The 26,303-nt window shown below is 72.0% G+C and carries 25 protein-coding genes; 8 read left to right on the top strand and 17 right to left on the bottom strand.

The genetic code is table 11. From position 1 onward, the window contains the following. Positions 1-114 precede the first annotated feature (114 nt). The 4 genes from ABZU32_RS25890 to coxB form a co-directional block, all read right to left on the bottom strand. Entirely contained in the window at positions 115-1,266 is a 1,152-nt protein-coding gene (locus tag ABZU32_RS25890; protein WP_354925943.1) for an Ig-like domain-containing protein, read from the bottom strand. 345 nt (positions 1,267-1,611) lie between these two features. Beyond that, on the bottom strand, positions 1,612-2,007 hold the full coding sequence (locus ABZU32_RS25885) for a cytochrome c oxidase subunit 4 (protein WP_354843487.1): 396 nt from the start codon (positions 2,005-2,007) through the stop codon (positions 1,612-1,614). Continuing rightward, complete coding sequence (gene ctaD / locus ABZU32_RS25880; protein ID WP_354843490.1) at positions 2,004-3,674, bottom strand: cytochrome c oxidase subunit I; 1,671 nt, start codon at positions 3,672-3,674, stop codon at positions 2,004-2,006. Before ctaD ends, ABZU32_RS25885 begins: the two co-directional genes overlap by 4 nt. Then, the gene (gene coxB / locus ABZU32_RS25875; protein ID WP_354843493.1) at positions 3,671-4,426 is read right to left on the bottom strand and encodes a cytochrome c oxidase subunit II; all 756 of its coding nucleotides are present in this window, start codon (positions 4,424-4,426) and stop codon (positions 3,671-3,673) included. The genes ctaD and coxB overlap by 4 nt, the downstream gene beginning before the upstream one ends. Before the next feature lie 246 nt (positions 4,427-4,672). Between coxB and ABZU32_RS25870 the strand changes: the two genes are divergently transcribed. Then, positions 4,673-5,809, top strand: a complete 1,137-nt coding sequence (locus tag ABZU32_RS25870) for an aminotransferase class V-fold PLP-dependent enzyme (RefSeq protein ID WP_354925941.1) — start codon at positions 4,673-4,675, stop codon at positions 5,807-5,809. Between the two features lie 92 nt (positions 5,810-5,901). Beyond that, on the top strand, positions 5,902-6,177 hold the full coding sequence (locus tag ABZU32_RS25865) for a sulfurtransferase TusA family protein (RefSeq protein ID WP_354843498.1): 276 nt from the start codon (positions 5,902-5,904) through the stop codon (positions 6,175-6,177). Positions 6,178-6,296: 119 nt separating this feature from the next. On the opposite strand, the gene ABZU32_RS25860 is transcribed toward ABZU32_RS25865, so the two are convergent. Both ABZU32_RS25860 and erpA read right to left on the bottom strand, forming a co-directional pair. Next, the gene (locus ABZU32_RS25860; RefSeq protein ID WP_354843501.1) at positions 6,297-7,283 is read right to left on the bottom strand and encodes a carbohydrate kinase family protein; all 987 of its coding nucleotides are present in this window, start codon (positions 7,281-7,283) and stop codon (positions 6,297-6,299) included. A gap of 351 nt (positions 7,284-7,634) precedes the next feature. Next, on the bottom strand, positions 7,635-7,988 hold the full coding sequence (gene erpA, locus ABZU32_RS25855; protein WP_114031177.1) for an iron-sulfur cluster insertion protein ErpA: 354 nt from the start codon (positions 7,986-7,988) through the stop codon (positions 7,635-7,637). A gap of 202 nt (positions 7,989-8,190) precedes the next feature. Here erpA and nadA point away from each other — a divergent pair, with 202 nt between their 5' ends. After that, positions 8,191-9,378, top strand: a complete 1,188-nt coding sequence (gene nadA / locus ABZU32_RS25850) for a quinolinate synthase NadA (protein WP_354925939.1) — start codon at positions 8,191-8,193, stop codon at positions 9,376-9,378. A 112-nt stretch (positions 9,379-9,490) separates the two neighbouring features. On the opposite strand, the gene ABZU32_RS25845 is transcribed toward nadA, so the two are convergent. The 7 genes from ABZU32_RS25845 to ABZU32_RS25815 all read right to left on the bottom strand — a co-directional run bounded on the left by ABZU32_RS25845 (position 9,491) and on the right by ABZU32_RS25815 (position 17,335). Next, positions 9,491-10,276, bottom strand: a complete 786-nt coding sequence (locus ABZU32_RS25845) for an SIMPL domain-containing protein (protein ID WP_354925937.1) — start codon at positions 10,274-10,276, stop codon at positions 9,491-9,493. Positions 10,277-10,348: 72 nt separating this feature from the next. Then, on the bottom strand, positions 10,349-12,637 hold the full coding sequence (locus ABZU32_RS25840; protein ID WP_354925935.1) for a serine/threonine-protein kinase: 2,289 nt from the start codon (positions 12,635-12,637) through the stop codon (positions 10,349-10,351). A gap of 129 nt (positions 12,638-12,766) precedes the next feature. Further along, the gene (locus ABZU32_RS25835) at positions 12,767-14,593 is read right to left on the bottom strand and encodes a phosphatidylglycerol lysyltransferase domain-containing protein (RefSeq protein WP_354925933.1); all 1,827 of its coding nucleotides are present in this window, start codon (positions 14,591-14,593) and stop codon (positions 12,767-12,769) included. A 162-nt stretch (positions 14,594-14,755) separates the two neighbouring features. After that, positions 14,756-15,316: a hypothetical protein gene (locus tag ABZU32_RS25830; protein ID WP_354843516.1), complete on the bottom strand. Its 561-nt coding sequence runs from the start codon at positions 15,314-15,316 to the stop codon at positions 14,756-14,758. 4 nt (positions 15,317-15,320) lie between these two features. Further along, positions 15,321-16,229 (bottom strand): zinc metalloprotease HtpX, encoded by a 909-nt coding sequence (gene htpX / locus ABZU32_RS25825; protein ID WP_354843519.1) that lies wholly within the window; start codon positions 16,227-16,229, stop codon positions 15,321-15,323. A 9-nt stretch (positions 16,230-16,238) separates the two neighbouring features. Further along, a complete protein-coding gene (locus ABZU32_RS25820) occupies positions 16,239-16,517 on the bottom strand; it encodes a hypothetical protein (protein WP_354843522.1) in 279 nt (92 codons plus the stop codon). Then, entirely contained in the window at positions 16,514-17,335 is an 822-nt protein-coding gene (locus tag ABZU32_RS25815) for a PspA/IM30 family protein (RefSeq protein WP_354925931.1), read from the bottom strand. Before ABZU32_RS25815 ends, ABZU32_RS25820 begins: the two co-directional genes overlap by 4 nt. 233 nt (positions 17,336-17,568) lie before the next feature. Here ABZU32_RS25815 and ABZU32_RS25810 point away from each other — a divergent pair, with 233 nt between their 5' ends. Beyond that, on the top strand, positions 17,569-18,192 hold the full coding sequence (locus tag ABZU32_RS25810; RefSeq protein WP_354925929.1) for a DUF3043 domain-containing protein: 624 nt from the start codon (positions 17,569-17,571) through the stop codon (positions 18,190-18,192). A gap of 165 nt (positions 18,193-18,357) precedes the next feature. Here ABZU32_RS25810 and ABZU32_RS25805 read toward each other — a convergent pair whose 3' ends face one another. Then, the gene (locus ABZU32_RS25805; RefSeq protein ID WP_354925928.1) at positions 18,358-19,404 is read right to left on the bottom strand and encodes a hypothetical protein; all 1,047 of its coding nucleotides are present in this window, start codon (positions 19,402-19,404) and stop codon (positions 18,358-18,360) included. A gap of 56 nt (positions 19,405-19,460) precedes the next feature. Between ABZU32_RS25805 and ABZU32_RS25800 the strand changes: the two genes are divergently transcribed. Continuing rightward, positions 19,461-20,465, top strand: coding sequence for an aldo/keto reductase family protein (locus tag ABZU32_RS25800; protein ID WP_354925926.1), 1,005 nt, complete (start codon positions 19,461-19,463; stop codon positions 20,463-20,465). A gap of 126 nt (positions 20,466-20,591) precedes the next feature. Here the strand turns inward: ABZU32_RS25800 and ABZU32_RS25795 are convergent, their stop codons facing one another. Then, positions 20,592-20,798, bottom strand: a complete 207-nt coding sequence (locus ABZU32_RS25795) for a hypothetical protein (RefSeq protein ID WP_354843537.1) — start codon at positions 20,796-20,798, stop codon at positions 20,592-20,594. Between the two features lie 378 nt (positions 20,799-21,176). Between ABZU32_RS25795 and ABZU32_RS25790 the strand changes: the two genes are divergently transcribed. Further along, on the top strand, positions 21,177-22,280 hold the full coding sequence (locus ABZU32_RS25790) for a bifunctional adenosylcobinamide kinase/adenosylcobinamide-phosphate guanylyltransferase (RefSeq protein WP_354843540.1): 1,104 nt from the start codon (positions 21,177-21,179) through the stop codon (positions 22,278-22,280). A 104-nt stretch (positions 22,281-22,384) separates the two neighbouring features. Then, positions 22,385-23,167, top strand: a complete 783-nt coding sequence (locus tag ABZU32_RS25785) for an adenosylcobinamide-GDP ribazoletransferase (protein WP_354925924.1) — start codon at positions 22,385-22,387, stop codon at positions 23,165-23,167. Between the two features lie 31 nt (positions 23,168-23,198). Here ABZU32_RS25785 and ABZU32_RS25780 read toward each other — a convergent pair whose 3' ends face one another. Then, positions 23,199-24,185 carry a DUF1648 domain-containing protein gene (locus ABZU32_RS25780; RefSeq protein WP_354925921.1) on the bottom strand — a complete coding sequence of 329 codons (987 nt, stop codon included), beginning with the start codon at positions 24,183-24,185 and terminating at the stop codon, positions 23,199-23,201. Next, positions 24,182-24,535 (bottom strand): GntR family transcriptional regulator, encoded by a 354-nt coding sequence (locus ABZU32_RS25775; RefSeq protein ID WP_354843548.1) that lies wholly within the window; start codon positions 24,533-24,535, stop codon positions 24,182-24,184. The genes ABZU32_RS25780 and ABZU32_RS25775 overlap by 4 nt, the downstream gene beginning before the upstream one ends. Before the next feature lie 144 nt (positions 24,536-24,679). On the opposite strand from ABZU32_RS25775, the gene ABZU32_RS25770 reads away from it, so the two are divergent. After that, positions 24,680-26,182: a leucyl aminopeptidase gene (locus ABZU32_RS25770; protein ID WP_354843551.1), complete on the top strand. Its 1,503-nt coding sequence runs from the start codon at positions 24,680-24,682 to the stop codon at positions 26,180-26,182. Positions 26,183-26,303: the final 121 nt, after the last annotated feature.

Genomic DNA, 26,303 nt, shown 5'->3' with positions numbered 1-26,303 from the left:
CGTTCATGGCCAAGTCGGGCGCGTACTTCCTGTTCACGTTCGGCGTGGTGGCGCTGCTCGGCACCTTCGCCCAGAGCCCTTCCGTGGCCCGGCGCCTCCGCGCTCTGTGCGCCGTCAGGAGGTGACGCGCCGCTTGGAGGTGTCGGTCTGCTGGGTCAGGTGGTCGCTGACCGGGACGGCCGACAGGGCCTCGGTGGTGAAGCCCGAGCGCAGCCCGCTCCATCGCAGCCACTGGGGCCAGCTCTCCTGCCAGTGTCCCCATCCGTTGCCCGGGTCCAGCTGGCGCGGCGTGCCGCTCACGATGATCGGGTCGCCGATGAGGGTGACCTCCTTGAACCACTTGGCATTGGACGGGCTGACGTTGATGCAGCCGTGGCTGACGTTGGAGTTGCCCTGCGAGCCCACCGACCACGGGGCGCCGTGGACGTACTCGCCGGTGTCGGAGATGCGCACGGTGTCGTAGACGGTCAGGCTGTAGTACCCGGCGCTGCCGGGGCCGGCGTCCGGGGAGGTCATGGTCGTGACGTCCTCCCGTGACATGGCCAGGTGGACCCCGTTGGTCGTGTAGTGGTTCCAGCTTCCGCCGTCCCCCGCGCTGAGCGGGATGGTCCTGATGACCTCGCCGTCGCGCTTCACCGTCATCTGGTGGCTGACGGTGTCGGCGTGGCTGATCTGGGCGCGGCCCACCTCGAACTCGCGGACGTAGTCCTGGGTGCCGTACATGCCGGGCGCGCCGCGCACCCCGGCGAGTTGCGCGACGAGCTTGACCTTGGTGTTGGCCGGCCACCATTTCTTGGGCCGGAAGCTCACCGACTTGTCGTCGAACCAGTGCCAGGCGCCCTCCACCGGCTTGGAGCTCTGGACCATCAGGTTGCGCTCGACCGACACCCGGTCGGTGATGCCGTGGGTGAAGGTCAGCATGATCGGCATTCCGACGCCCACGGTGAGGCCGGTGATGTCCTTGTTGGGCAGGATCTTGTCGACCGCGAAGGTCTGTGTGGCCTTCTGCGTGGAGAACTCGCTGGTCACCTGCTTGGTGGCGCCCGAGGGGCCGACGGCGACGACGGTGACCTGGTAGGTCTCGCCGGGGGCCGTGCCGCGCTTGCTGCGCCACTGGGTGCGGTCGGCGCTCAGCACGCCCCCGACCAGGGTGTTGCCGGCCTTGCCGCGCACCGTGACGCTCCTGAGAGCGCCGTTGACGGCTCCGACCATGACGGGCAGTTCAGGAGCCACCAGGGCCGCCCCGTTGCCCGGAGAGACGCTCACAGCCACGTCCTGCCGTGAGCCAGAGGTACCTTGTCCTTTCTCGGTTCCGGGGCCCGCGCAACCACCTGCCAGCAGCAGGGCCAGCGCCCCCGTTCCCATGGCGACCACCCGGATCTCGACGTGTCTCACGTTACGTCTCCCCCGCTCCGATGGATCACTCCTTGTGAGTTATTACCCGGTTACAGCGTGTCGTGTACCCGTGCAGAAGGAGAAAGGCCGCAACGACCAGCAAAAAAGCCGCGCGGGCGACCGACGCTCCCTTGACGGAGAGCTCGGCCGCCCGCGCGGCGGAAGTGGGGTGGACGGGGGCCGGACGGCGGGCGCGCCGCCGTCCGGGACCGTCCGTCAGTGCGTGAAGTGACCCCGGTAGTACTGGAAGACGAAGCCGATGGTCGCCATGATCACCGCGAAGACGCCGACGATGAACATCCACCAGCCGATGACGAAGCCCACGGTCATCAGGGCGACCGCGAGGCACAGGAACAGCGGCCACCAGCTGGAGGGGCTGAAGAAGCCCAGCTCGCCGGCGCCGTCGCTGATCTCGGCGTCCTTCCTGTCCTCCGGCTGGTCGCCGATGCGGCGCGCCGTGTAGAGCAGGTAGTAGCCGATCATGAGCGCCAGGCCCACCGAGATGGCGAGCGCGGTGGTGCCGGTGGGCTCCTTGGACCAGAACCAGTAGACCAGGTCCACGGCGGCGAAGAAGACGCCGCAGAGGAGGAACAGCCAGCCCTGAACCTTCATCGGGTTCCCTCCAGCTCCTTCTCCGGCGCCAGCCGGTGCGGGTTCTTCAGGTCGAACGCGGGACGCTCGGACCGGATGCGGGGCAGCCGGCTGAAGTTGTGCCGCGGCGGCGGGCAGGAGGTCGCCCACTCAAGGGAGTTGCCGAAGCCCCACGGGTCGTCGACGGTGACCTTCGGCGCGTGCCGCCAGGTCCGCCACACGTTGTAGAGGAACGGCAGCGTCGAGGCGCCGAGGATGAACGCGCCCACCGAGGAGACCACGTTCAGGTCGGTGAACCCGTCGGCCGCCGAGTAGTCGGCGTAGCGGCGGGGGAAGCCCTCGGCGCCGAGCCAGTGCTGCACCAGGAAGGTGGTGTGGAAGCCGATGAACAGCGTCCAGAAGTGCCACTTGCCGAGGGTGTCGTTCAGCATCCTGCCGGTGAACTTCGGCCACCAGAAGTAGAAGCCGGAGAACATCGCGAACACCACGGTGCCGAAGACGACGTAGTGGAAGTGGGCCACGACGAAGTAGGAGTCGCTGACCTGGAAGTCCAGCGGAGGCGAGGCCAGGATGATGCCGGTCAGGCCGCCGAACAGGAACGTCACCAGGAAGCCCACCGCGAACAGCATCGGCGAGGCGAAGGTGATGTGGCCGCGCCACATGGTGCCGATCCAGTTGAAGAACTTCACGCCGGTCGGCACCGCGATGAGGAAGGTCATGAACGAGAAGAACGGCAGGAGCACCTGGCCGGTGACGAACATGTGGTGCGCCCACACCGCGGCCGACAGGCCGGCGATGGCGATCGTCGCGCCGATGAGGCTCATGTAACCGAAGATCGGCTTGCGGCTGAAGACCGGCAGGACCTCGGTGATGATGCCGAAGAACGGCAGCGCGATGATGTAGACCTCGGGGTGGCCGAAGAACCAGAACAGGTGCTGCCACAGCATGGCGCCGCCGGTCGCCGAGTCGAAGATGTGCGCCCCGAGATGGCGGTCGGCCTCCAGGCCGAGCAGCGCGGCGGCCAGCACCGGGAACGCCAGCAGCACCAGGATGCTGGTGAGCAGGATGTTCCAGGTGAAGATCGGCATGCGGAACATCGTCATGCCGGGGGCGCGCATGCAGATGATCGTGGTGATGAAGTTGACCGCGCCCAGGATGGTGCCGATGCCGGACATCGACAGGCCCATGATCCACAGGTCGCCGCCGAGCCCCGGGGAGGAGACGGCGTCCGACAGGGGCGTGTAGGCCGTCCAGCCGAAGGAGGCGGCGCCGTCGGGGGTGAAGAAGCCCGAGACGGCGATCGTGCTGCCGAAAAGGTAGAGCCAGTAGCTCACCATGTTCAGGCGGGGGAACGCCACGTCCGGCGCGCCGATCTGCAGCGGCATCAGCTCGTTGGCGAAGCCCGCGAACAGCGGGGTCGCGAACATCAGCAGCATGATCGTGCCGTGCATGGTGAACAGCTGGTTGAACTGCTCGTTGCTGACGAACTCAAGACCCGGCTGGGCCAGCTCGGCGCGCATGATCAGGGCCATGACGCCGCCGATGAGGAAGAACACGAACGAGGTGATCAGGTAGAGGTGCCCGATCACCTTGTGGTCGGTCGAAGAGAGCCACCGGGCGATGACGGTCCCCTTGCGGGCGCTCCGCGGGGCGACGCCCACTCGGATCGGCTCGTTGATGGCGGTCACTGGGCACTCCCCGCCTGGCTGTTGACGTACTGGTCGTACTCGGCCTGCGGCACGAGTTTCACGGTGAAGAGCATCCGGCTGTGGTCGACGCCGCACAGCTCGGCGCATCGGCCGGCGAAAATGCCGGGCTTGTCGAGGGTGTGGATCTCGAAGACGTTCTTCACGCCCGGGAGCACGTCGCGCTTGAACAGGAACGCGGGCACCCAGAACGAGTGGGCGACGTCCGGCGAGGTCAGCTCGAACTGCACCGACTTGTTCATCGGGAGCACCAGCTCGGGGCGCTTGGCCGGGGTGCCGACGACGCTGACGGTCTTGCCGCCGCTCTCGCTGGTGAAGCGCCAGCTCCACTGGAAGCCCTCGACGTGCACCTTGACGTCGGGGTTCTTCGACACCGCGGTGATGGTGCTCTCGTCACGGGCGGTGAAGTAGAAGAACACCGCGACCATGATGATCGGCACCGTGGTGTAGAGGATCTCGATCGGCAGGTTGTAGCGCACCTGCGGCGGCAGAGCGTCCCCGCTGTTCTTGCGCTTGCGGTGGAACGCGCAGGCCCAGAGGATCAAACCCCAGACGACGACACCGACCGCGAGGGAGGCGATCCAGGCACCGTTCCACAGACTCTGGATGATGCCGGCCTCTTTGGTGACGCCTTGGGGGAAGCCGGCACGATCCCACGTGCCAGGGCCCCCACACGCCGTCAGGGAAACCAGCAGCGCCGCCAGGGCGGCGGCGCCCGGCACCCTTCGGGCCAACGGACGCCGTCTAGTACGGCGGGTCGGACTCACGGATCGCCTACCCCACAGATAAAGCCCAAGAGTGCCCCTCCTGGGCGGTCGTTTCCAGGTTCACGTTGTTCGCGTTCTTGGTTGTCTCACGTCACGCTGGGGGACACATTAGCGCGCACAGGGCCCGCCCCCCTTCTCAGCCCCCGCGAACGGCGGCCCCTGGCGCGCTCACCCCGTCACGGCGACCCCGGCCGCGGGTGCGAGCATGAACGCGTGGCGTACTTCGACGCGGCCTCGGCCGAACCCCTGCACCCCGCCGCGCGCGAGGCGCTGATCGCGGCCCTGGACACCGCCGGCGCGGACCCCGCCCGGCTGTACGGCGCGGCGCGGCAGGCCCGGCTGCTGCTCGAACGCGCCCGCGCCGAGGCCGCCGAGGTGATCGGCGCGCGTCCCGACGAGGTGTCCTTCACCTCCTCAGGAACGCAGGCCGTCCATCTCGGGGTGCTCGGGACGCTGTCCGGCCGCCGCCGCGCCGGGCGCCGCGTGGTGGCGAGCGCCGTCGAGCACTCCAGCGTCCTGGCCGCCGCGGCGGCCAACGAGCGCGACGGCGGCTCGGTGGAACTGGTCGGGGTGGGCCGGACCGGCCGGGTGGATCCGGCGGAGTTCGGCGCGGCCGTCGCGGCGGAGGGCACCGCGCTGGCCTGCCTGCAGACCGCCAACCACGAGGTCGGCACCCTGCAGCCGGTCGCGGAGGCCGCCGAGGCGTGCCGGGCGGCGGGCGTCCCGCTGCTGGTGGACGCCGCCCAGACGCTCGGGCGGCTTCCCGTCCCCGAGGGCTGGTCGGTGCTCGCGGCCAGCGCCCACAAGTGGGGCGGGCCGGCCGGGGTCGGGCTGCTGGCCGTGCGCAAGGGCACCCGGTGGCGTTCGCCGCTGCCGGAGGACGAGCGCGAGCGCGGCAGGGTGCCGGGCTTCGAGAACGTCCCGGCGGCCGTGGCCGCGGTGGCCGCGCTGCGCGCCGCCGTCGCCGAGTCCGAGCGGGAGAACGCGCGGCTGTCGGCCCTGGTGGACCGGGTACGCGAGACCGTGCCGCGCGTGGTGCCCGACGTCGAGGTGGTCGGGGAGCCAGCGCTGCGGGCGCCGCATATCGTGACCTTCTCGTGTCTTTACGTCCCTGGCGAGGCGATCCTCACCGAACTGGACAGGGCGGGCTTCTCGGTATCGTCCGGCAGCTCGTGCACGGCGAGTACGCTACGACCATCCCACGTGTTGGAGGCGATGGGGGTGCTCACGCACGGCAACGTCCGGCTGTCGCTGCCCAGAGGCGCCTCCGCCGCGGACGTCGACCGGTTCCTCGCCGTCCTGCCGGACATCGTCCGGCGCGTGCGCGAGAGCGTGGGAGTGAGGTCGTAGAGATGCGCGGCGCGCCGCGGGACCTGGTCTCGAAGGCGGGCCGGCTTCCCGGCGGGACGCGCCGGGGCCGCGACGGCGAAGGTGGATCACTGATGGCAGGCTCGCAGCAGCAGGCGTCCGCCGGGGCGCCCCAGCCCCCGGCCGCGCTCACGATCGACGCCCTGGGGCGCAAGTGCCCCATCCCGATCATCATGCTGGCCGAGCAGATCAACTCGGTGCCGCTCAACGCGACGGTGGCCGTGCTCGCCGACGACCCGGCGGCCTTCACCGACGTCCCCGCGTGGTGCCGGCTGAAGTCGCACCACCACATGGGCACCTACGAGCTGCCGCAGGGCGGCTGGGCCATCCACGTGCGCCGCAACTACTGACCGCCCCCGGCCACCGCGGCCGGCCCGCGGAGAACGCGGGCGGATCGCGAAGGCCGGAAGGCGCGGGTAGCCGGACGCCGTGGGGAGGTCAGACGGCGCGGCGGGTCAGACGCGGCGGGTCAGACGTAGTGGCACGACAGCCGCGGCTCGACCTCGGCGGCGGCGTCGGCGCCGTAGGCGGCGGTGAAGCGGTCCATGAACGCCTGCTTGCCGAGCTGGTACTCCTGCCCGCCGACGTGCTCGAGGACGTAGGTGGCGGTGAGGTTGCCGATCTGGCCGCAGCGCTCGAGCGACAGGCCCCAGGACAGGCCGGACAGGAAGCCCGAGCGGAAGGCGTCGCCGACGCCGGTGGGGTCGACCTTGCGCAGCTCGGGGGTCGGCGGGACGTGCACGCTCGGCTCGCTCTCGCGGTCGATGCGGGCGCCCTTCGGGCCGAGGGTGGTCACCCGCACCCCGACCCTGGAGAGCACCTCTTCGTCCGACCAGCCGGTCTTCTGCTCGACGAGGGCCTTCTCGTAGTCGTTGGTGAAAAGGTAGGCCGCGCCGTCGACCAGGGCCCGGATCTCCTCGCCGTCCATGCGGGCGAGCTGCTGGGAGATGTCGGCGCCGAACGGGATGCCGCGCTGGCGGCACTCGCCGGTGTGGCGCAGCATCGCCTCGGGGTCGTTCGGGCTGATCATCACCAGGTCGAGGCCGCCGACGCGCTCGGCGACCGGGTGCAGCTCGATGTACCGGGCCTCGGCCATCGCCCCGGTGTAGAAGGAGGCGATCTGGTTGTGGTGCTCGTCGGTCGTGCACAGGAAGCGGGCCGTGTGGTGCAGGTCGGAGACGTGCACCGAGCCGCAGTCGACGCCGTGTCGCTCCAGCCACGAGCGGTAGTCGGTGAAGTCGTCGCCGACTGCGCCCACCAGGACCGGCGAGAGGCCCAGGCAGCCCATGCCGAAGCAGATGTTGGCCGCGGTGCCCCCGCGCCGGATCTGCAGGTCGTCGACCAGGAAGGACAGCGACACGCGGTCGAGCTGCTCGGCGATGAGCTGGTCCCCGAAGCTTCCCGGGAAGGTCATCAGATGATCGGTCGCGATGGATCCGGTGACGGCGATGCGCACGGGGTCGCTCTCCTCGTTGTCAGCCTCGATGAGCCCGCCAAGAATACGGCAAGGAACTCGAGCCCGAACCGAGAACCGCCGTGGATGATCTTCTCCGCGCGGGGGCCGGACAGGGAGCCGGTGGCTCGGGCGGCGCGAGGTCCGGGCGGCGCCCCGTGTGACCTGCGGCGCGGCCCGGCGGCCCCGCCGCACCCCTACGGGTCCACGCCGCGACGCCGCCCCGCCCCGGCGCGCGCGGGACCGGCGGAGTCCGGGCTACCGAACACTGACGGCCAGGTGACACCCAAGGAGGGCGGGCAGGCCGAAACCCCGTCTGGCGGGACCGCCGGACGGGGTGGGGGGCCGGCCTGCCTAGTTGAACGAGTCGCCGCAGGCGCAGGAGCCCGTGGCGTTCGGGTTGTCGATCGTGAAGCCCTGCTTCTCGATGGTGTCGACGAAGTCCACCGTGGCACCCATGAGGTAGGGGGCGCTCATGCGGTCGGTGACGACGCTGACCCCGCCGAAGTCGGAGACGACGTCCCCGTCCATCGAGCGGTCATCGAAGAAGAGCTGGTAGCGCAGGCCGGAACAACCGCCGGGCTGCACCGCCACGCGCAACTGAAGGCCCTCTTCGCCCTGCTGCTCGAGCAGGCTGCGCACTTTGGCCGCCGCCGCGTCGGTCAGGACCAAGCCCTGCTGCGTGGTCTCGCTGCTCTCAACCGTCATCTGTTGACTCCCCGTCTGCCAACGCCCCTCGGGGACGGAGGCCTGGTTCTGAGGTCTCACTCAGACGCTACCAACAGCGGGGCACCACTACACATTCCTGTCTCAGGGGGCGGTCCGCTCCACCCCCCTGCGCGGAGCATCTCCGGCCGTGTGCCATCATTAGTCGTCAACTAGACGATAAGCCCCTTAAGAGGTGTAAGCCGTGACGACCACCGAAACCGGCCTTCCGCTCTTCGTCCTCGGTCAGGGCACCGACCCGCACAGCGAGCGCGGCGTCGACTGCCCCGGCGACCTGCCCGCGGCCTCCGACCCCGAGTTGGTCGCGCGCGCGGTCAGGGCGAAGGCGGCGCTCGGCGAGCGGCTCTTCGTGCTCGGGCACCACTACCAGCGCGACGAGGTCATCCAGTTCGCGGACGTGACCGGCGACTCCTTCAAGCTCGCCCGCGAGGCGGCGGCCCGCCCGTCCGCGGAGTACATCGTCTTCTGCGGCGTCCACTTCATGGCCGAGTCGGCCGACATCCTGACCGGCGACTCCCAGCGCGTGGTGCTGCCCGACCTGGCCGCCGGGTGCTCCATGGCCGACATGGCGACCTTCGACCAGGTAGAGGAGGCGTGGGAGGTCCTTTCCGACCTCGGCATCGCCGAGGTGACCGTGCCGATCACCTACATGAACTCCTCAGCCGACATCAAGGCGTTCTGCGGGCGCAACGGCGGCGCGGTGTGCACCTCCTCCAACGCCCGCCGGGCGCTGACCTGGGCGTTCGACGACGGCCCCGAGGGGCCGGAAGGCAAGGGCGCCGGCGAGCGCAAGGTGCTCTTCCTGCCCGACCAGCACCTCGGCCGCAACACGGCCGTCCTGGAGATGGGCATCCCCCTTTCGGAGTGCGTGGTCTACAACCCGCACCGCCCGAACGGCGGACTGACCGACCAGCAGCTCAGGGACGCCAAGATGATCCTATGGCGCGGGCACTGCTCGGTGCACGGCCGGTTCACCGAGAGCTGCGTGGACGAGGTCCGCGAGCGCATCCCCGGCGTCAACGTGCTGGTCCACCCCGAGTGCCGGCACGAGGTGGTCACCAAGGCCGACCACGTCGGCTCCACCGAGTACATCATCAAGATGCTCGACCAGGCGCCGGCCGGGTCGGCGTGGGCGGTCGGCACCGAGCTGAACCTGGTCAAGCGGCTGGCGGCCCAGCACCCCGACAAGACCGTGACCTTCCTGGACCGGACGGTCTGCTACTGCTCGACGATGAACCGCATCGACCTGCCGCACCTGGTGTGGGCGCTGGAGTCGCTGGTCGAGGGCCAGGTCGTCAACCAGATCACCGTGGACCCCGACACCATCCACTGGGCCAAGGTCGCCCTGGACCGCATGCTCGCCCTCCCGTGACGGGTCAGGGACGGCGGCCGGCCGAGGTGCCGGAAGGACGGATCCGAGGAGAGCACGCCCGGAGGAAGCGGCAGGTTATCGGCCGGTCCTTGGCCGGGAGGTGCGGCCGGGCTCAGGTGAGCTCGTAGACGACCCGCACCGTGAGGGTGACCGTGCCCTGCCCGGGGTTGACGCCGGACTTCTCGGTCAGCATCGCGAAGCGGGAGGGCGAGGTGTCGCCCTCTTCCTCCAGCTTCAGCACCCGGCCCAGCCCACGCCCGGTCAGCTCGGCGTAGTGCCGCGCCTTGTCGTGCGCGTCGCGGACCGCGGCGGCGCGCGCGGCCTTCACCAGCGCCGCCCCCTTGGAGACCTCGAAGGAGATGCCGTTCAGGCGCGCCTCCTCCCCCACCCCCGCGACCGCCTGCACCACCGCGTCCGCCCGGGACAGGTCGCGCACCAGCGCCTCGACGCCCTGGGCGGCCCGGTATCCGACGACCTTGGGGTACTTGTCGTAGTCGGCGGCGAGAGACAGGTCATTGGTGCGCAGGTCCCGCTCGGCCACGCCGGCGCCCAGCAGCGCCTGGTTCAGCTTGAGCGCGGCGGCCTTGGCGGCGGCGAACGCCTCCCCCGCCCGATCTCGGCGCACCTCCACGCCGGCGGTGAGGCGCATCACGTCCGGCGTCGTCTGGACGACGCCGCGTCCGCTGACGGAGAGCTCGGCCGGATCCCCGGCGCGCCCACGATGCGACGGCGACCTCGCGGCGTCGCGGAGGTGGGCATGGCCCGGCGCGGGGACGGCGGAGACCGCAAGAACAGGGGCCGCGAGGGTGGGGGCGGGGGTGGCCGCGAGGGCGGGGGCCGCCTGCGCTGCGGCGATGACGAAGGCGGCGGCCGCCAGGGCCGCGCTGAACGTGGTCATGTGCACATGGCACCACCGGCCGGCCCCGGCTCCGGCGCGCCCTTCCCAGGCGCGGCCGGATCTTGACCAACCTCAGGCGGCCCTGGTGTAGCGCAGGGACAGTTTTGGGTACTCCGCCGCCCCGGCCGTCGCCAGGACACGGCCGGCCCTGCCCTTCAGGTCGACGACCACGGCCTCGTACCCTCTGCCCTTCTTTCGCCAGGCCGCGATGTGGGCGTCGTCGTACCAGCCGATGACCCGGTCGGTCGGGAAGGCGAAGCGCGCGCGCTCCTCGCCGTCCGCCGTCCACACGCAGATCCGGCCGCGGCCGGCGCAGGAGGTGAGGAAGAGGTTCCCCGACGGCGACATGTCGTCGCCCTCGACGGTGAGCGGGCTCCCGACCCGCAGCAACGTCTGCAGCACGGTGCCGTCGAGGTCGTAGAACCGGATGCGCCGGGTGCCGCCCTTCAGGGCCCAGGTGCCGACGGCCCTGCCGTCGCCCCGCCAGAAGTAGCTCCAGCGGCCGACGTCCTTCTCCTTCACGTGGACGATCCTGGCCTTCCTGCGCGCCACGTCGATGATCGCGTAGCCGCGGCCGCGGCTGGTGCCGCCGACGGCCTCGTTCACCGTGACCAGCACCTTTGTGCCGTCGGGCGACCACTGCGGGTAGGACGGGTACACCGGCGCCTTGGCGATCCTTATCATCGTGCGCCCGGCGCCGGCCCGGTCGACCAGGGAGACGGCGGAGTGGCCGTCCTTGGTGTAGAGGGTGTCGACGCCGAGCGCCCGCCGGCCGTCGCCGCTCACCACGTACTCGAAGTACTTGCTCGTCTTGGTGAAGGAGTTCGCGCCGTCGTCCCGGATGTAGGCGCGCGTGCCGTTGTCCAGGCTGTAGAAGGTCAGCCTGACCGGGTCGTCGTCGCTCTCGTAGATCGTCACCGTGCTGCCCGGCAGTTCGATCGTCCTGGTGGCGGCGGGCGGCGCCGTCGCCGCCGGGCTCGCCCCGCCGGACGCGGCCGGGCCGGAGGAGCGTCCGGCCCGCTCGCCGGGGCGCCCCTGCGTGCCCGCGGTGCCGTCCGCGGAGACCCGCGGGCCCGGGGCGCCGGCCGACGGCTGGGCGATCAGGTATCCGGCGCCGCCCAGGACGAGCGCGCCCGCGACGACGCCCGCCACCACCAGCGGAAGCCGCCCCTTCCCTCCGGAGGACCCTTCGGTGGGCGAGGCGGAGGGCGGGGCCGTCCGGACTTCGGTCGGGCCGGCGGAGGAGGGGTCGGTGAAGGACGGGCCGTTCAAGGACGAGCCGGTTGAGGACCGGCCGGCGGAGGACGGGCCGTTCAAGGAGGAGCCGTTCAAGGACGGGCCGGTCAAGGATGAGCCGGTCAAGGATGAGCCGGTGGAGAACGGGCCGGCAGGGGACGGGCCGCTGAGGGACGGACCGCCCGGCCGGGGCGGCGGTGGCGGGTACGGCCGCCCGCCGGACGCCGTCGCGGGGCCCGGCCAGGAGTGGGAGAGATGGGGCTGGGCGACGGCCGACCCCTCCGCCATGATCGCGGCGGCCGGCGCGGGGCCGGCGCCGTCGTGTCCGAGCAGCCGCATGAGCACCTCGCCCGCGGCCGGCCGGGCGGCCGGGTCCTTGGCCAGGCAGGCGGCCACGATGACGCGCAGCCGCTCGTCCAGCGCGCCGAGATCCGGCTCCAGGTTCATGATCCGGTGGAAGACGGCCGGGAGGCTGTCGGCGCCGAAGGGCGGCTCGCCGGTCGCGGCGAACACCATGGTGCCCGCCCAGGCGAACATGTCGGCGGCCGGACCGGCCTGCTCCCCCGCGAGCTGCTCGGGGGTGACGTAGGCGGGCGTGCCGACCAGCGTCGAGGTCAGCGTGGAGCTCCTGTCCAGGGCCCTGGCGATGCCGAAGTCGATCACCCGCGGCCCGTCCGCGCCGAGCAGCACGTTGGAGGGCTTGAAGTCGCGGTGCACGATGCCGGCCTGGTGGATGGCGACCAGCGCCGTGACGGTGCCGATGGCCAGCCGGTGCAGGGCCGCGCCCTGGCGGGGCCCCTCGCGCTCGACCACGGCCATGAGGGTCGGACCGTCGATGTACTCGCTGACGATGAACGGCCGCTGGTCGGCCACCCCGGTCTCGATCACCTGGGCGGTGCAGAAGGTCGCCACGCGGACGGCCGTGGACACCTCCCGGACGAACCTGGCCAGCGCCTCCTCGTTCTGCGCCAGGTCGGAGCGGAGCACCTTCACGGCCACCGGCGCGCCCGCCGGAGTGCGGCCGAGATAGACGACCCCCTGGCCTCCCTCCCCCAGCCGGCCGGTGAGCTCGTAGCCCCCGACCCGCGCGGGATCACCCGGCCGTAACGGCACCGGGTCCGACATGGCGCCCTCCGTCCCCCGCTTATTGGGCTTGTCGCCCCATTGTGGCGCGGACTTGGAGGAATCTAGAACTACCGGCTGCAAGCCGTACTCGTAGCGTGACCCGGCACAAGGAACCGCCCGTCCCGGCGCTCAGCCGCCGGCGGAACGCCCACCCTCCGCGGGGCGGCCGGCGGCGCGCCGGCGGCGGCGCAGCAGGGTGAGCAGGCTCGGCACGGTGAGGAACCCCTCGGCGATCGCCGACGCCAGCCCCACCCTGGGCAGGTCGCGGGTGTCGTCGTAGGCCAGGAAGCGCGGCACCCACCGGGGGTGGTACTTAGCGTTGGCCCGGTACAGCGACTCGAGCTGCCACCACCGGGAGAAGAACACCAGCGCGCGCCGCCACAGGCGCAGCACCGGCCCGGCGCCGAGCCGCGCCCCGCCCTCGAACACCGAGCGGAACATGGCGAAGTTGAGCGAGACGCGCTTGACGCCGAGCGCCGCGGCCTGGGTGATCAGCCCGGCGACCATGAACTCCATCAGCCCGTTGTCGGCGTGCCGGTCGCGCCGCATCAGGTCCAGCGACAGGCCGTCGTCGCCCCACGGCACGAACGACAGCATGGCGGCGGGCTCGCCGGCCGCGTCCCTCGCCTCCACCAGCACGCACTCGCCGTCCGCCGGGTCGCCGAGCCTGCTCAGGGCCATGGAGAACCCCCGCTCGGTCTCGGTGTCGCGCCAGGCGGCGGCGCGCTCGATGATCTGGCGCGCCTCCTCGGCCGACAGCTCGCTGTGCCGTCGCACGCGCAACGTGAAGCCCGCGCGCCCGACCCGGTTGACCGCCTGCCGCACCCCGCGCATCTCGCGGCCTTCCAGGCCGAACTCGGCGACCTCGATGACGGCCTCGTCCCCGAGCTCCAGCACGCGCAGCCCGGCGCGCGCGTAGGCGTGGGCGGCGGCTTCACTGGGCCCGATGACGGCGGGCGCCCACCCGTAGCGCCGCGCCTCGTCCATCCAGGCCCGGATGGCCGGTCCCCACGCCTCGACGTCGCCGATGGGGTCCCCGCCGGCCAGGCAGACGCCGGCCACCACGCGGTAGGACACCGCCGCCTTGCCGCTGGGCGAGAAGATGGCCGCCCGGTCGCGGCGGGTGGCGAAATAGCCGAGCGAGTCACGCGAGCCGTAGGCCGACAGCAGCGCCCTGATGCGCGTCTCGCTGTCGGGCGGCAGCTCGGCCCGGGCCCGCTGGGAGCGGAACAGCACGGCGAAGGCGACCAGCACCGCGACGGCGCTCAGCAGGCCGATGACGGAGTTCACCCAGAACGGCGGCCGACCGGTGCGGTAGAAGTCCAGCGTCACCACCCCGCCGAGCGTCCGCTCCAGCGCCCAGGGCAGGTGGTCCCGGGGCCGCAACGTGCCCGGGAACAGCATCACCAGGCCGTACCCGACGCCGAAGGCCACCGCGAGCAGCGAGCCCAGCGTGAGCAGCGCCTTGCGGAACGACGCCCGCCGCATCGGCGCGAAGAACTGGTTGTGCGCCGCCGCCAGGATGCCGAGCACGACGGCCGACACCGACAGGTTGACCTCCGAGGCCACCACCTGGCCCATCAGGGCGTACTCCTCCACCAGGTCGGGCATGAGCGACGCCGACAGCACGACGGCGAGGTTGCCCAGCACCAGCAGGGAGAAGAAGGCGACCAGCACCCAGTAAGCGGCGCGTTTGTGCCGGGCCAGGGCTCCGGCGAGGATGCCGAGGAACACCGCGTAGCCCAGGTTCGGCTCGACGGGGAAGACCGCCATCTCGATCAGGCCGGTGAGCGGCCTCAGCAGGTGGCGTACCGGCGCGATCAGCGCGATCACGGCCGAGTACACCGCGGCGATGGCGATGCACACCGACATCACGCGCGGCACGACGGCGCGCAGCCGCTCCGCCGCGTGGGTCTCTGCGGCCGCCCCAGCGCGGCCATGGTCGGTCACTGCCACCTGTTTCCCCCCGGCGATGGCTGATCTGCCGGGTGGTATACCCCGCGTTTCGCCTGGCTAAGGGGCGGAACGACCGGGGTGATCGTTCTCGTACGTGCCCTTGACGCGGGGCAGGGACGAAGCAGGGGGAACAGGCGGTCGCCGGGCCGGACCGGCGCGGGATCACAGGCCCGGCGCGCCCCAGAGCGGAAACCAGCGGGACAGCTCGGGCTCGACGCGCAGCTCACCGGAGATTGCCCCGCGAACCTGGAGCTCCAGCGCGTTGTCCCTGCGCTCGCCGGCCAGCGGCGCGAACGGGTAGAAGGTGCCCTGCTTGTAGAGGTAGACGACCGCGAGGGCGCGCCGCTGGTCGTCGGTGAAGGTGACCAGCGAGCACAGCAGCGACGGGCCGAAGCCGGCGCCCTCCAGCGAGGAGTTCACCCCGTGCAGGTCGGTGACCAGCGAGCTCAGGTCGTCGGCCGGGCGCCGCACCAGCAGCCAGGTGTAGCCGTAGGAGTCCTGCGAGCGTTCGACCTCGACGTCGCCGAGCAGTTCCCTGATGTCCCGCTGGAGCGTGGCGAACGCCCCGCCCTCGGCGGAGCGGAAGCACACCGAGCCCAGGCCGGTCGGCTCGAAGCCGGTGGCGGCCTGCAGGGTCACCGCCGCGGACGGCAGCGCGAACAGCGCGTCGAGGTTCGGCCGGGCGGGCTTGCTGCGGCCGAGCAGGGCGTCCAGCCAGCCCATCGGCTCAGGCTCCCCGGCCGAGCTGGGCGGCGATCGTGCTGAGCTGCTCGAGCCTGCGCTCCAGCGGCGGGTGGGTGGCGAACAGGGTGGCCAGGCTCGCGCCCGCGCGACCGGAGATCGCCGGGGTGAAGAAGAAGGCGTTGAACGGCTGCGCCTCACGCAGGTCGCGCGTCGGGATGCGCGACATCTCGCCGGTGACCTTCACCAGAGCGCTGGCCAGGGCGGAGGGCCGCTGGGTCAGCAGGGCCCCGGCCCGGTCGGCCGACAGCTCGCGGTAGCGCGACAGCGCCCGGGTCAGCAGGAAGCTGATCGCGTACACGACGATCGAGACCAGCATGATGATGAGGCCGATGGGCGGGCCGTTGTTGTTGCCCCGGTCGCGGCCGAGGCCCGAGTAGAGCGCGAAGCGCGTCATGAGGCCGGCGACGATGCCCAGGAAGGAGGCGATGGTCATCACCGCGACGTCCCGGTGGGCGACATGGGACATCTCGTGGGCGATGACGCCCTCCAGCTCCAGCGGGTCGAGCCGGCGCAGCAGGCCGGTGGTCACGCACACCACGGAGTTCTTCTGGTTGCGCCCGGTGGCGAAGGCGTTGGGCACATCGGTGTCGGCGATCGCCACCCGCGGCTTGGGTGCGTCCGCCATGACGCACAGCCGGTCGATCAGGCCGTGCAGTTCGGGCGCCTCCTGCCGGGAGACCTCCCGTCCGTGCATCGCGAACAACGCGATCTTGTCGGAGAAGAAGTACTGGACCAGCAGGAGGCCCCCGGCCAGGACGAGGACCACGACCGCCTGGACCCCCAGGGCGATCAGGACGCCCACGAAGACGACGTAGAGCAGGCCCAGCAGGAACATGGTCGTCACCATGCGCACCGTCAGACCCCGGTCGGGGGCGTACCGGGTTTGTGTCATATCTACAAACTATCCCGGGATAAGCCCCGAATCGCCCAGCATGCCCCTCACTTCGTCGATCGAAGCGTCGGCCGGCGGCAAAATGAGCTCGGAGGGCTCCAGGGCGTCGTCGGGAAGCGGCTTGCCGATCTGGCGCACCTTGTCGAGCAGCGCGTGGAGCTTGGTGCGGAACTGCGGCTCGTCGTCGATCTCGATGGCGGCCTCGAGCTCGCTGTCGAGGGAGTTCAGCACGTCGATGTCGCCCTCGGCCACCTCGACCTGGCCCTCGCCCATGATGCGGACGATCACAGGCCCTCCCCCGGCTGGCGGTACTGCTGGGTGGGGTGCGACTGCGACTGCTGCTGCGGCGGCGGCGCCTGCTGCTGACCCGGGTGGCCGGCCTCGATCGCGTCACGCGGCGCGGGGCCCTGGCCCAGCTCGGCCTTCATGCGGGCGAGCTCGAGCTCCACGTCGCTGCCGCCGCCCATGCGGTCGAGCTCGGCCTGGATGTCGTCGTTGCGCTGGCCGCTGAAGTCGTCCAGGGCGCCGCTCGCCAGCAGCTCGTCGATCGCGCCCGCGCGCGCCTGCATCTGGGCGGTCTTGTCCTCGGCGCGCTGGATCGCCAGACCCACGTCGCCCATCTCTTCGGAGATGCCGGAGAACGCCTCGTTGATGCGGGTCTGGGCCTCGGCGGCGGTGTAGGTGGCCTTGATGGTCTCCTTCTTGTGGCGGAAGGAGTCGACCTTGGTCTGCAGGCGCTGGCTGGCGAGGGTGAGCTTCTCCTCTTCGCCCTGCAGGTTGTTGTGCTGCACCTGCAGGTCGGCGATCTGGGTCTGCAGGGCCGAGCGACGGCTCAGCGCCTCACGCGCCAGGTCTTCACGCCCCACGCTCAGCGCCTTGCGGCCCTGGTCCTCATACTTCTTCGCCTGCTGCTGGATCTGGTTGATCTGCAGCTCCACCCGCTTGCGCGAGGTGGCGACATCGGCCACGCCCCGGCGTACCTTCTGCAGAAGCTCAAGCTGCCGCTGATAGGAGTAGTCGAGGGTCTCGCGCGGATCCTCCATCTTGTCCAAGGCCTTGTTGGCCTTGGACTTGAAGATCATGGAAAGTCTCTTCATCACGCTCATGCGCGTTGGCCGTCCCCTTCTTAGGTAGTGCTGTGCCTATGCTCCCGCTCGCTGCGACGCTCGCCGGCCGTATGCTCGCTTCGCTGGCATCCATGCTCCCTCGCGCCGACTCGCAACTCCACAGGCTGCCCGCTCATCGTCAGCCCCCGATTATCGCGGCAAAGTCGCGTAGGTCCACCCTACGCATAACGCACGAGGGCGTCATTAAGTTGCACCCCCGGTAGGCTGACGTCGTGTTCCGACGTCGCACGCAGGCCCCCGTGGATGACAGCCCCACTCCGTCTTCAGAGACGCTGGCGAAAACCGCGGGAAAGGGCCGGCCAACCCCCAAACGCCGCGAGGCCGAAGGCCGCCGCCGCCAGCCGGTGACCGCTCCCAGCAACCGCAAAGAGGCCTACAAGCAGGCGCGCGAGCGCCAGTCCTCAGAGCGGACGCGCGCCCGTGAGGGCATGCTGCGGGGCGACGACCGCTATCTCCCCGCGCGAGACCGCGGGCCCGCGCGCAAGCTCGCCCGCGACTGGGTCGACTCGCGCCGCACGATCAGCCAGTATTTCCTTCCCGTCTCGCTGTTGCTGCTCGTCATCCTGTGGACGGTCCCGATGTTCGGCGGCCAGACCGGGATGCTCCTGTACTCCTACGCCATCACCATCCTGTGGCCGGCGATGATCGTCGTGGTCGCGGTGAGCGCGGTGTGGGTGGCGCAGCGGGTGAAGAAGGAGGCCGCGCAGCGCCTGCCGGACGAGAGCCTCAAGGGCGTCGGCTTCTACGCGGCCATGCGGGCGATGCAGATCCGCCGTCTGCGCTTCCCCCCGCCCACCGTCCTCCCCGGCGGCAAACCCGTCCCCCCCAAGAACTAGCTCCCACACCTCCCCACCACCCGCGCGGCCGACAGGTCGGCCCCTGTCCGGTCGCGCACCGTCAGCGCCCGCGGCGCCGCGTACCCCGGCAGGCGCTCTGCCCCATGACGATCTGCTGTTCGGCGCCGGGGCGGTGGGAAGGTGGTCGGCGAAACCGGCGCCGGTCTACGGCGAGAAACCCGGCGGAACCCAGCGCAGACGGCCACCTGACACCACCGGCCGCAGCCCCCGCACCGGCCGCCCTGCCTCCAACGCCCCGGCCGTCGCCCTGAGCAGCGCGTACGACGACGTCCAGCCGTTCCGCGGGTCGCGCGTGACTCCCTCGGCGCTCGGGCGGCCGACGTCGCCCCGTCCGGGGACGATCACGGCGGACGCTCCGGCGACGCCCGGCGCGGGCACGGCGAAAGGAATCGAACGGCCGTCCCACCGCCCTGCGGGCCAGTCGGCCGGGCCCCGTCCCGCGCACAGCGCGCGCCAGGTGTCGCGGATCTCGCGCACGCCGAGGTCGCGCAGGCCGGGCAGCACCGCGCCCTCCGCGCTGGAGCCGTCGTGACGCAGCAGCGACGCCCGCAGGCCGGCCGGAAACCGCAGGCCGGTCTGCGCCTCGGCGACCGCGATGGCCCGTGCTCTGGCCGGAGGACGCAGAGCCGCATAGGTCACCGGCGCGTTCGCCCGCAGCCACCTTTCGACGCGCCGCCACTGGCGGTCCACCGCCGCGCGCACCCGTGGGTCCAGCGGCCGGGCCAGGACCCGGCGTCCTTCGGGCGGGCACGCGCCACCCGCGGGCGTGGCGGGTCCCGCAGTGACCTCCGGCGAGGCGATGACCTCCGGCGAGGCCGTGCCGGCCACCGCGCCGGGTGAGGGAGCGGGCTGGGACGGGGCGGTGGCGGCGGCCGGCGCGGGGGTGTCCCGTATGGCACGGGCGCCGAGCAGGGCGGCCGTCACGACCGCGAGGCACAACACGGCGACCGGCGCCGCCCGCCGTCCCCGCCGCCGGACGACGGTCCGCTCCGGCCCGCGTTCGTCCAAGGGAGCGGGAGGGGCGCCGGCTCGGAGCGCGGGAAGAGTGTCGGGGCGGGGCGTGAGGGGGTGGGGCGCGGTCGGCCGGCGGGTGAGGATGCGCAGGGCGTAGGCCGCCATGGCCAGGGCCGCGCCCGCGGCGGCCACCGCGAGCGCGCGCCGTACAACCCCGCGTGTGATCAACCGCCGCACCCGGGGCAGACTACCCCGAAACAGATCACCAGTAAGCGACGGTTAGGGTCAAAAGCATGCAATATCGCCATCTTGGCCGCAGCGGTCTGAAGGTCAGCGAGATCAGCTACGGCAACTGGATCACCCATGGTTCGCAGGTCGAGGAGGACGCCGCCAAGGAGTGCGTGCGGGCCGCCCTCGACGCGGACATCACCACCTTCGACACCGCCGACGTCTACGCCGCCACCAAGGCGGAGGAGGTCCTCGGCCGCGCACTGAAGGGCGTGCGCCGCGAATCGGTCGAGATCTTCACCAAGGTGTACTGGCCGACCGGGCCGGGGCCGAACAACGCGGGGCTGTCGCGCAAGCACATCACCGAGAGCATCCACGGCTCGCTGCGCCGCCTGCAGACCGACTACGTCGACCTGTACCAGGCGCACCGCTACGACTACGAGACGCCGCTCGAGGAGACGCTGAAGACCTTCGACGACCTCGTGCGGCAGGGCAAGGTCCTGTACGTCGGCGTCAGCGAGTGGACCGCCTCCCAGATCGCCGACGCGCTGAAGATCGCCGACGAGATGGGCTTCGACCGGCTGATCTCCAACCAGCCGCAGTACTCGATGCTGTGGCGGGTGATCGAGGCCGAGATCGTGCCGCTGTGCGAGAAGGAGGGCGTCGGGCAGATCGTCTGGTCGCCCATCGCGCAGGGCATCCTCACCGGCAAGTACCTGCCCGGCCAGGCCCCGCCCGCCGGGTCGCGGGCGACCGACCCGTCCGGGTCGGGCTTCATCTCGCGGTTCATGGACGACGACGTGCTGTCGCGCGTGCAGGAGCTCAAGCCCATCGCCGCGGACCTGGGGCTCAGCATGGCGCAGCTGGCCGTCGCCTGGGTGCTGCAGAACCCGAACGTCTCCTCGGCCATCATCGGCGCCACCCGCCCCGAGCAGGTGGCCGACAACGTCAAGGCGTCGGGGGTGAAGCTCGACGCCGAGGTGATGTCCAAGATCGACTCCGCGCTGGGCGCGATCGTCGAGCGCGACCCGGCCAAGACCCAGAGCCCGCCGTCCCGGCCTGGGCGCTGACGGCTCGCCTTCGCCGGGCCGGCATGAAGGCGCGGCCGTAAAGGAGTCGTCTCGGGCCCCTTGGTATTTCGGTCACTCTGACAACGTTTGTCACATGGGCATCAGGAAAGCCAAGGGGCCCCGCGCTCACTCCACACGCAGCGACATCCCGGCGTACTCCACTTTGTCGTCTTCCAGCAGCGTGACCTGCTCGACTCCCGCCTCGAGCAAGGTGCGCCAGTTCTCACCGAGCCATGACTCGGCATCGGCCTGACTCGGGAAGATCTCGCGCGGAAGCGGGCCGTCCAAAACCTCACCACCGTTAGCGTTCTCATAACGCCAGCGCCAAGTCATGCCATACGCTCCTTTTCGTGGGGTTTGCCCAATGCCCTCACCAGGCTGTGCAGACCCTATCCCCTGGAGTCTGCCGCAGATCTTGCCGTGCGCGCGGCGGGACAGGCCAGAGGCCGGGCAGAACGGAGCGGACCTGCGCGACCGCGCGACAGCCGAGATTGGAGGCCGGACGATGCCGCCCAACTTCCGACTTCCGGCCCCCGCCGCCGGACCAGGACGCCCGACGGCCCCGGCCGCCGGACCCGGACGCGCGACGGCGCCCGCACGCCCGGCCGCGCCCGCTCGCGCTCCCGTGACGGCGGCCGTAGCGGCTCCCGTGACGGCGGCCGTCGCGGCTCCCGCCACCTCCGCCGAGGCGACCAGCGCGGCACGGGCATAGTGAAGGTCCTGCTATCCGGCACCGCCGGTCCGTACGGCTGGCCCGAGCCCAACTGCGGGTGCGCGTCCTGCCGCCGCCTGTCCCCCGGCCACCGCCTGCCCACCGCCGTCGTGCTCGACGACGCGGTGCGGCTCGCTCCGCCCGCCGGACTCCCCCTGGCTCCTCCCGCGGCGATGCCCAAGGGCTACCGGATGACCGTCACGCCGGACGGCTACGCCGTGAGCGGCCCCGACCGCGGGCGTGTGCTGTACGCCGTCTCCGCCGACGACCTGTCCGGCTCCCCCTCGCCCTCCTGGGCGGAGGACGCCTACGACCTGGTGCTCATCGACCTGCTCGACCGGCCCCAGCGCCTCGGCGACCTGCGCAGGCGCGGCCTGGTCACCGCCCGCACGCAGGTCGTGGCCGTCAACCTGGACCACCGGCTCCCCTCGGAGGGCGAGCTGCGCAGGCGGCTCGGCTTCTGGGGCGGCGAGATGGTGGACGACGGCACGATCATCGACACGCGCACCCCGGCGACGGCGCGCCCGCCCCTGCCCAGGCGGGCGCTGGTCCTCGGCGGCGCCCGCTCGGGCAAGTCCGGCGAGGCCGAGCTGCGGCTGATCACCGAGCCCGACGTCACCTACGTCGCGACCGGGCCGACCGGCGGGCGCGACGCCGAGTGGCTGGCCCGGGTCCGCGCCCATCGGCTGCGGCGTCCGCCGTACTGGACGACCGTCGAGACCACCGAGCTGGAGGCGTTGCTGCGCTCCGAGACGGGGCCGCTGCTGATCGACGGCGTCGGCACCTGGCTCGCCGCGGTCTTCGACGCGTGCGGGGCCTGGGACGATCCCGCCCATGACCGGCCGAGGGGCCGCAAGCCCGGACGGTTCGGGACGGCACTGGACGCGGTCGCGGCGCGCTGCGACGAGCTGGTGGCCGCCTGGCGGCAGACCCGGGCGCAGGTGGTGGCGGTCAGCGACGAGGTCGGCCTCAGCGTGGTCCCCGCCACGGCCAGCGGGCGGGTGTTCCGCGACGCCCTCGGCCGGCTGAACCAGCGTCTGGCCGCCGAGTCGGAGGAGGCCGTCTTCGTCGTCGCCGGCCGCGTCGTCCCCCTCCCCCTGTGAGACCCCTGTGAGACCGCGCCGGGCGGGCCGCCGATGCCGCCGTCCGCGTCGTCCCTCGTTCCCTGTGAGACCTCTTCGACCGGGCTACCGATATGCCTCCTGATATGTCCCCTGACACGCCCGCGTCCTCCGCGCCGGAGGAGCCGGTCGCCGCAGGACTGCGCCTGGCCGCCGGCACCTTCACCATCTGGCCGGCCGGACTGCCCCGCACCGACCGCGTCACCGCCGGATGGGCCATGGCGCTGGCGCCGCTGATCGGGCTCGGCCTGGGCCTGGCCGGTGCGGCGGTCATGGCCGCCGCCGGGCTGCTGGTCTCGCCGCTGCTGGCCGCGGCGCTCGGCCTCGGCACCCTCGCCGTGCTCACCCGCGGCCTGCACCTGGACGGGCTGGCCGACCTGGCCGACGGCCTGGGCAGCGGCAAGCCGGCCGGGCAGGCCCTGGACATCATGAAGCGCTCCGACATCGGCCCGTTCGGCGTCGTGACGCTGGTCTTCACGCTGCTCACGCAGGCCGCGGCGGCCTCCGAGGCCGGGCCCACGGCGCTCGCGCTCGCCGTCGTCACCGGGCGGCTGGCGGTGACCTGGGCCTGCGTGACCGGGGTGCCGTCCGCCCGTCCCGGCGGCCTCGGCGCCATGGTCGCCGGGACGGTCCGGCAGAGTACGGCGATCATCGCGACGGCGGCGGTCGCGGCAGGGGCCCTCGTGCTCGGCCTGCTCGCGGGCGGCCTGGTCGTCTTCCCGGTGGCGGTCGCGGCCGGTCTGGGCGCGGCCTGGGCGGTGCGCGCCCACGCCGTCCGGCGGCTCGGCGGGATCACCGGGGACGTGCTGGGCGCCCTGGTGGAGGTCGCCACCGCGGCCGCCCTGATCATCTGCGCCGCCGCCCCCTGACCGCGGCGGGCCCTTCCCTCCGCCCGGCAGGTCAGGGGGACACGGCCGGACGGGCGGAGACCAGGGCGTTGAGCAGCGCAGCGCCGCGCGCGGCGTCGTCCACGGACACGGCCAGCTCGCCTCCGGAGGTGTAGCGCACGACGAGGCACTCGCCGCCGCGGATCATGATGGTGGACGCCCCGGGGAGGCCGCGGATTCCCCAACCGCCGACTTCGAGCGGATGGCGCACCTCGGCTCTGGCGCTCTGGATCTTGTCGAGCGGGATCGTCCGCGTGGGCCACTGGAAGGGGCCGAACGAGATGACCAGGCCCTGCTCGCTCACCCGGGCGCCGACCGTCGACAGGGCCCAGCCGACCACCGCGACGATCACCAGCGGGACGGCGGTGTCGCGGATGCGGCCGTCCCCGGTGACCAGGCCGAGGACCGCGAGGACGGCGAGACCGGCCAGGGCGGCGAGGCACAGGCCGGACATCCACCGGTTGGAGGCCGCCGAGACCCACACCGAGCGCCGGTCGGCGCGCAGGCGGAGCCTGGGCAGCCGCGCCGCCCCCTCCTCCGGCGGGTCGCCGGGCCCCGCCGAGGCGAGCAGCCGGCCGATCACCCCGAGCAGGACCGCTCCGGCGAGGACCAGCGGAACCCGGCCGCCGACCGCTCCGGCGTCCCGCCAGGTGGCGCGGCCGAGGTTGGCGCCGAGCGTCGTCCACTGCGTGCCCAGCGCCAGTCCGGCGCCGCCGGCGAGCATCGCGGCGGCCGCCTTCCTGCGCGCCCTGTGCCGCACTGCGTCCCCGCGGAGCACCGTGTACGCCGCGAGGCCCGCGAACACCGCCCACAACGCCATCTGCAGGCCGAGGGCGGCCCAGAAGGACGACGCGCCGTCCGGCGCTCCCGGCGGTCCCCAGTGGGTGGCCAGCGGCTCGGGCAGCCGGGCGCGGAGCACGAGGGGGACCACGACGAGGGCGGCGGTCACCGACGCGGCCCACGCGCCCGCCGTCAGCAGGAACCGCGATCGGTACGTCATGACGACTCCAGCTCCTTGATGATCTCTATGACGTCCGCCGGGCCGTGGCCGTAACGTTCGGCCTCCTCCAGCAGCTCGCGCGCCATGCGCCGGACGACCTCGCCTCCGTCGGGGGAAGCGAGCACCGAGACGCCCCGGCCGCGGCGGAACTCAAGGACGCCCTCGTCGCGCAGTTGCCGCAGGGCGCGCAGCACCGTGTTGGCGTTGACACCGATGGCGGCGGCGAGCTCGCGCGCCGGAGGCAGCCGCTGACCGGGCACCACCAGGCCCGACGCGACGGCGCGCCTGATTGCTCCGGTGACCTGTTCGTGCAGCGGCCGCGGGTCGTTCAGATCGAGGGTGAGCAGCATAGTGCCATTGACGCTAGCATCATTCACATCAAACGCACGATGGTACTAGCGCCATTGGCATCATCGACGCCACAGGCGGCCTCACATACGTAGGACGAACCCGTGTTTATGCGTACGGGAGAAGCACGGCTAGCATCGGCCTACGTGACGACAGTGCGACTCAACGCCTCTGACTCGGGCCCGGTCGAGACCGGCGCCCTCGTAGTCGGCATCAATACCTCGCCCGACGGCCCCCGCCCCGCGCCCGGCGCGCAAGCCCTGGACGCCGCCATCACCGGCGGGCTCACGCCCACGCTGCAAGCGCTGGGGTTCTCCGGCAAGGCCGGCGAGATCGCCAAGTTCCCCTCCTTCGGCGCCGTGCCCGCACCGGTGATCGTCGCGGTCGGGCTCGGCGAGGCCCCCGCGCAGGAGGGGGCGCACGACCTCGAGACGCTGCGCCGGGCGGCCGGCGCGGCCGCCCGCTCGCTCGCCGGCACGACGGAGGCCGCCTTCGCGCTGCCCGCCGCCACGCCCGAGCAGGCCGAGGCCGTGGCGCTCGGCGCGCTGCTCGGCGCCTACGACTTCGCCCGCTACCGCACGGGCGAGGGCCGGCAGGCGCCGCTCGAGACGGTCACCGTGCTGAGCGACGCCCCCGGCGCCGACGGCGCGGTGGGCCGGGCCGCGACGCTGGCCGAGTCGGTCACGCTGGTCCGCGACCTGGTCAACACCCCGCCGTCCGACCTGTCGCCCGCGCGCTTCGCCGAGATCACCGAGGAGACCGCGGCCAAGGCCGGCCTGTCGGTCGAGGTGCTCGACGAGACGGCCCTGAAGGAGGGCGGCTACGGCGGCATCGTCGGCGTCGGCCAGGGCTCGGTGAACCCTCCCCGCCTGGTGCGCCTGGGTTACTCCCATCCCGACGCCACCACGACCGTCGCCTACGTCGGCAAGGGCATCACCTTCGACTCCGGCGGCCTGTCGCTCAAGCCGTCCGCCTCCATGGCGTGGATGAAGTCCGACATGGGCGGCGCGGGCGCGGTGTTCGGCGCCCTGCTCGCCATCGCCCGGCTCGGCCTGCGGGTCAACGCCGTCGGCTACCTGTGCCTGGCAGAGAACATGCCGAGCGGCAGCGCCCAGCGCCCCTCCGATGTGCTGCACACCTACGCCGGCAAGACCGTCGAGGTCCTCGACACCGACGCCGAGGGCCGCCTGGTGCTGGTGGACGGCATCGCCCGCGCCGCCGAGGACGACCCCGACATCATCGTCGACGTGGCCACCCTCACCGGCGGCCAGATCGTCGCCCTCGGCTGGCGCACCAGCGGCGTCATGGCCTCCGACGACGAACTGCGCGAGGAGGTCGTCGAGGCCGCCACGGCGCAGGGCGAGGGAGCCTGGGGCATGCCGCTGCCCGAGGAGCTGCGCAAGGGCCTGGACTCCCCGATCGCCGACATCGCCAACCTCAACCCCGAGCGCTCTGGCAGCATGCTCGCGGCGGGCATCTTCCTGCGCGAGTTCGTCCCCGAGGGCGTGCGCTGGGCCCACCTCGACATCGCCGGCCCCGCCTTCAACAAGGAGGCCCCCTACGGGTACATCCCCAAGGGCGGCACCGGCGTGATCACTCGTACCCTCGTCGCGCTGGCCGAGCGTCACCAGAGCGGTCACGAGGCATGATGAGCGCGGTGCGCCGGGGGAACCGGCGGCCACGCCGCCGGTCCACACCGGCGCACCGCGCGCGTCACGAATACGCGAGACAAGTGAAAAGATGCTGTTGGGCAGGCCGGGCGCGCCGCGA

The organism is Sphaerisporangium sp. NPDC005288, assembly GCF_040607475.1.
GTDB classification, from domain to species: domain Bacteria; phylum Actinomycetota; class Actinomycetes; order Streptosporangiales; family Streptosporangiaceae; genus Sphaerisporangium; species Sphaerisporangium rhizosphaerae.
Note: the sequence above shows the minus strand (reverse complement) of the source record. Positions and strands in the feature narration are given on the sequence as shown.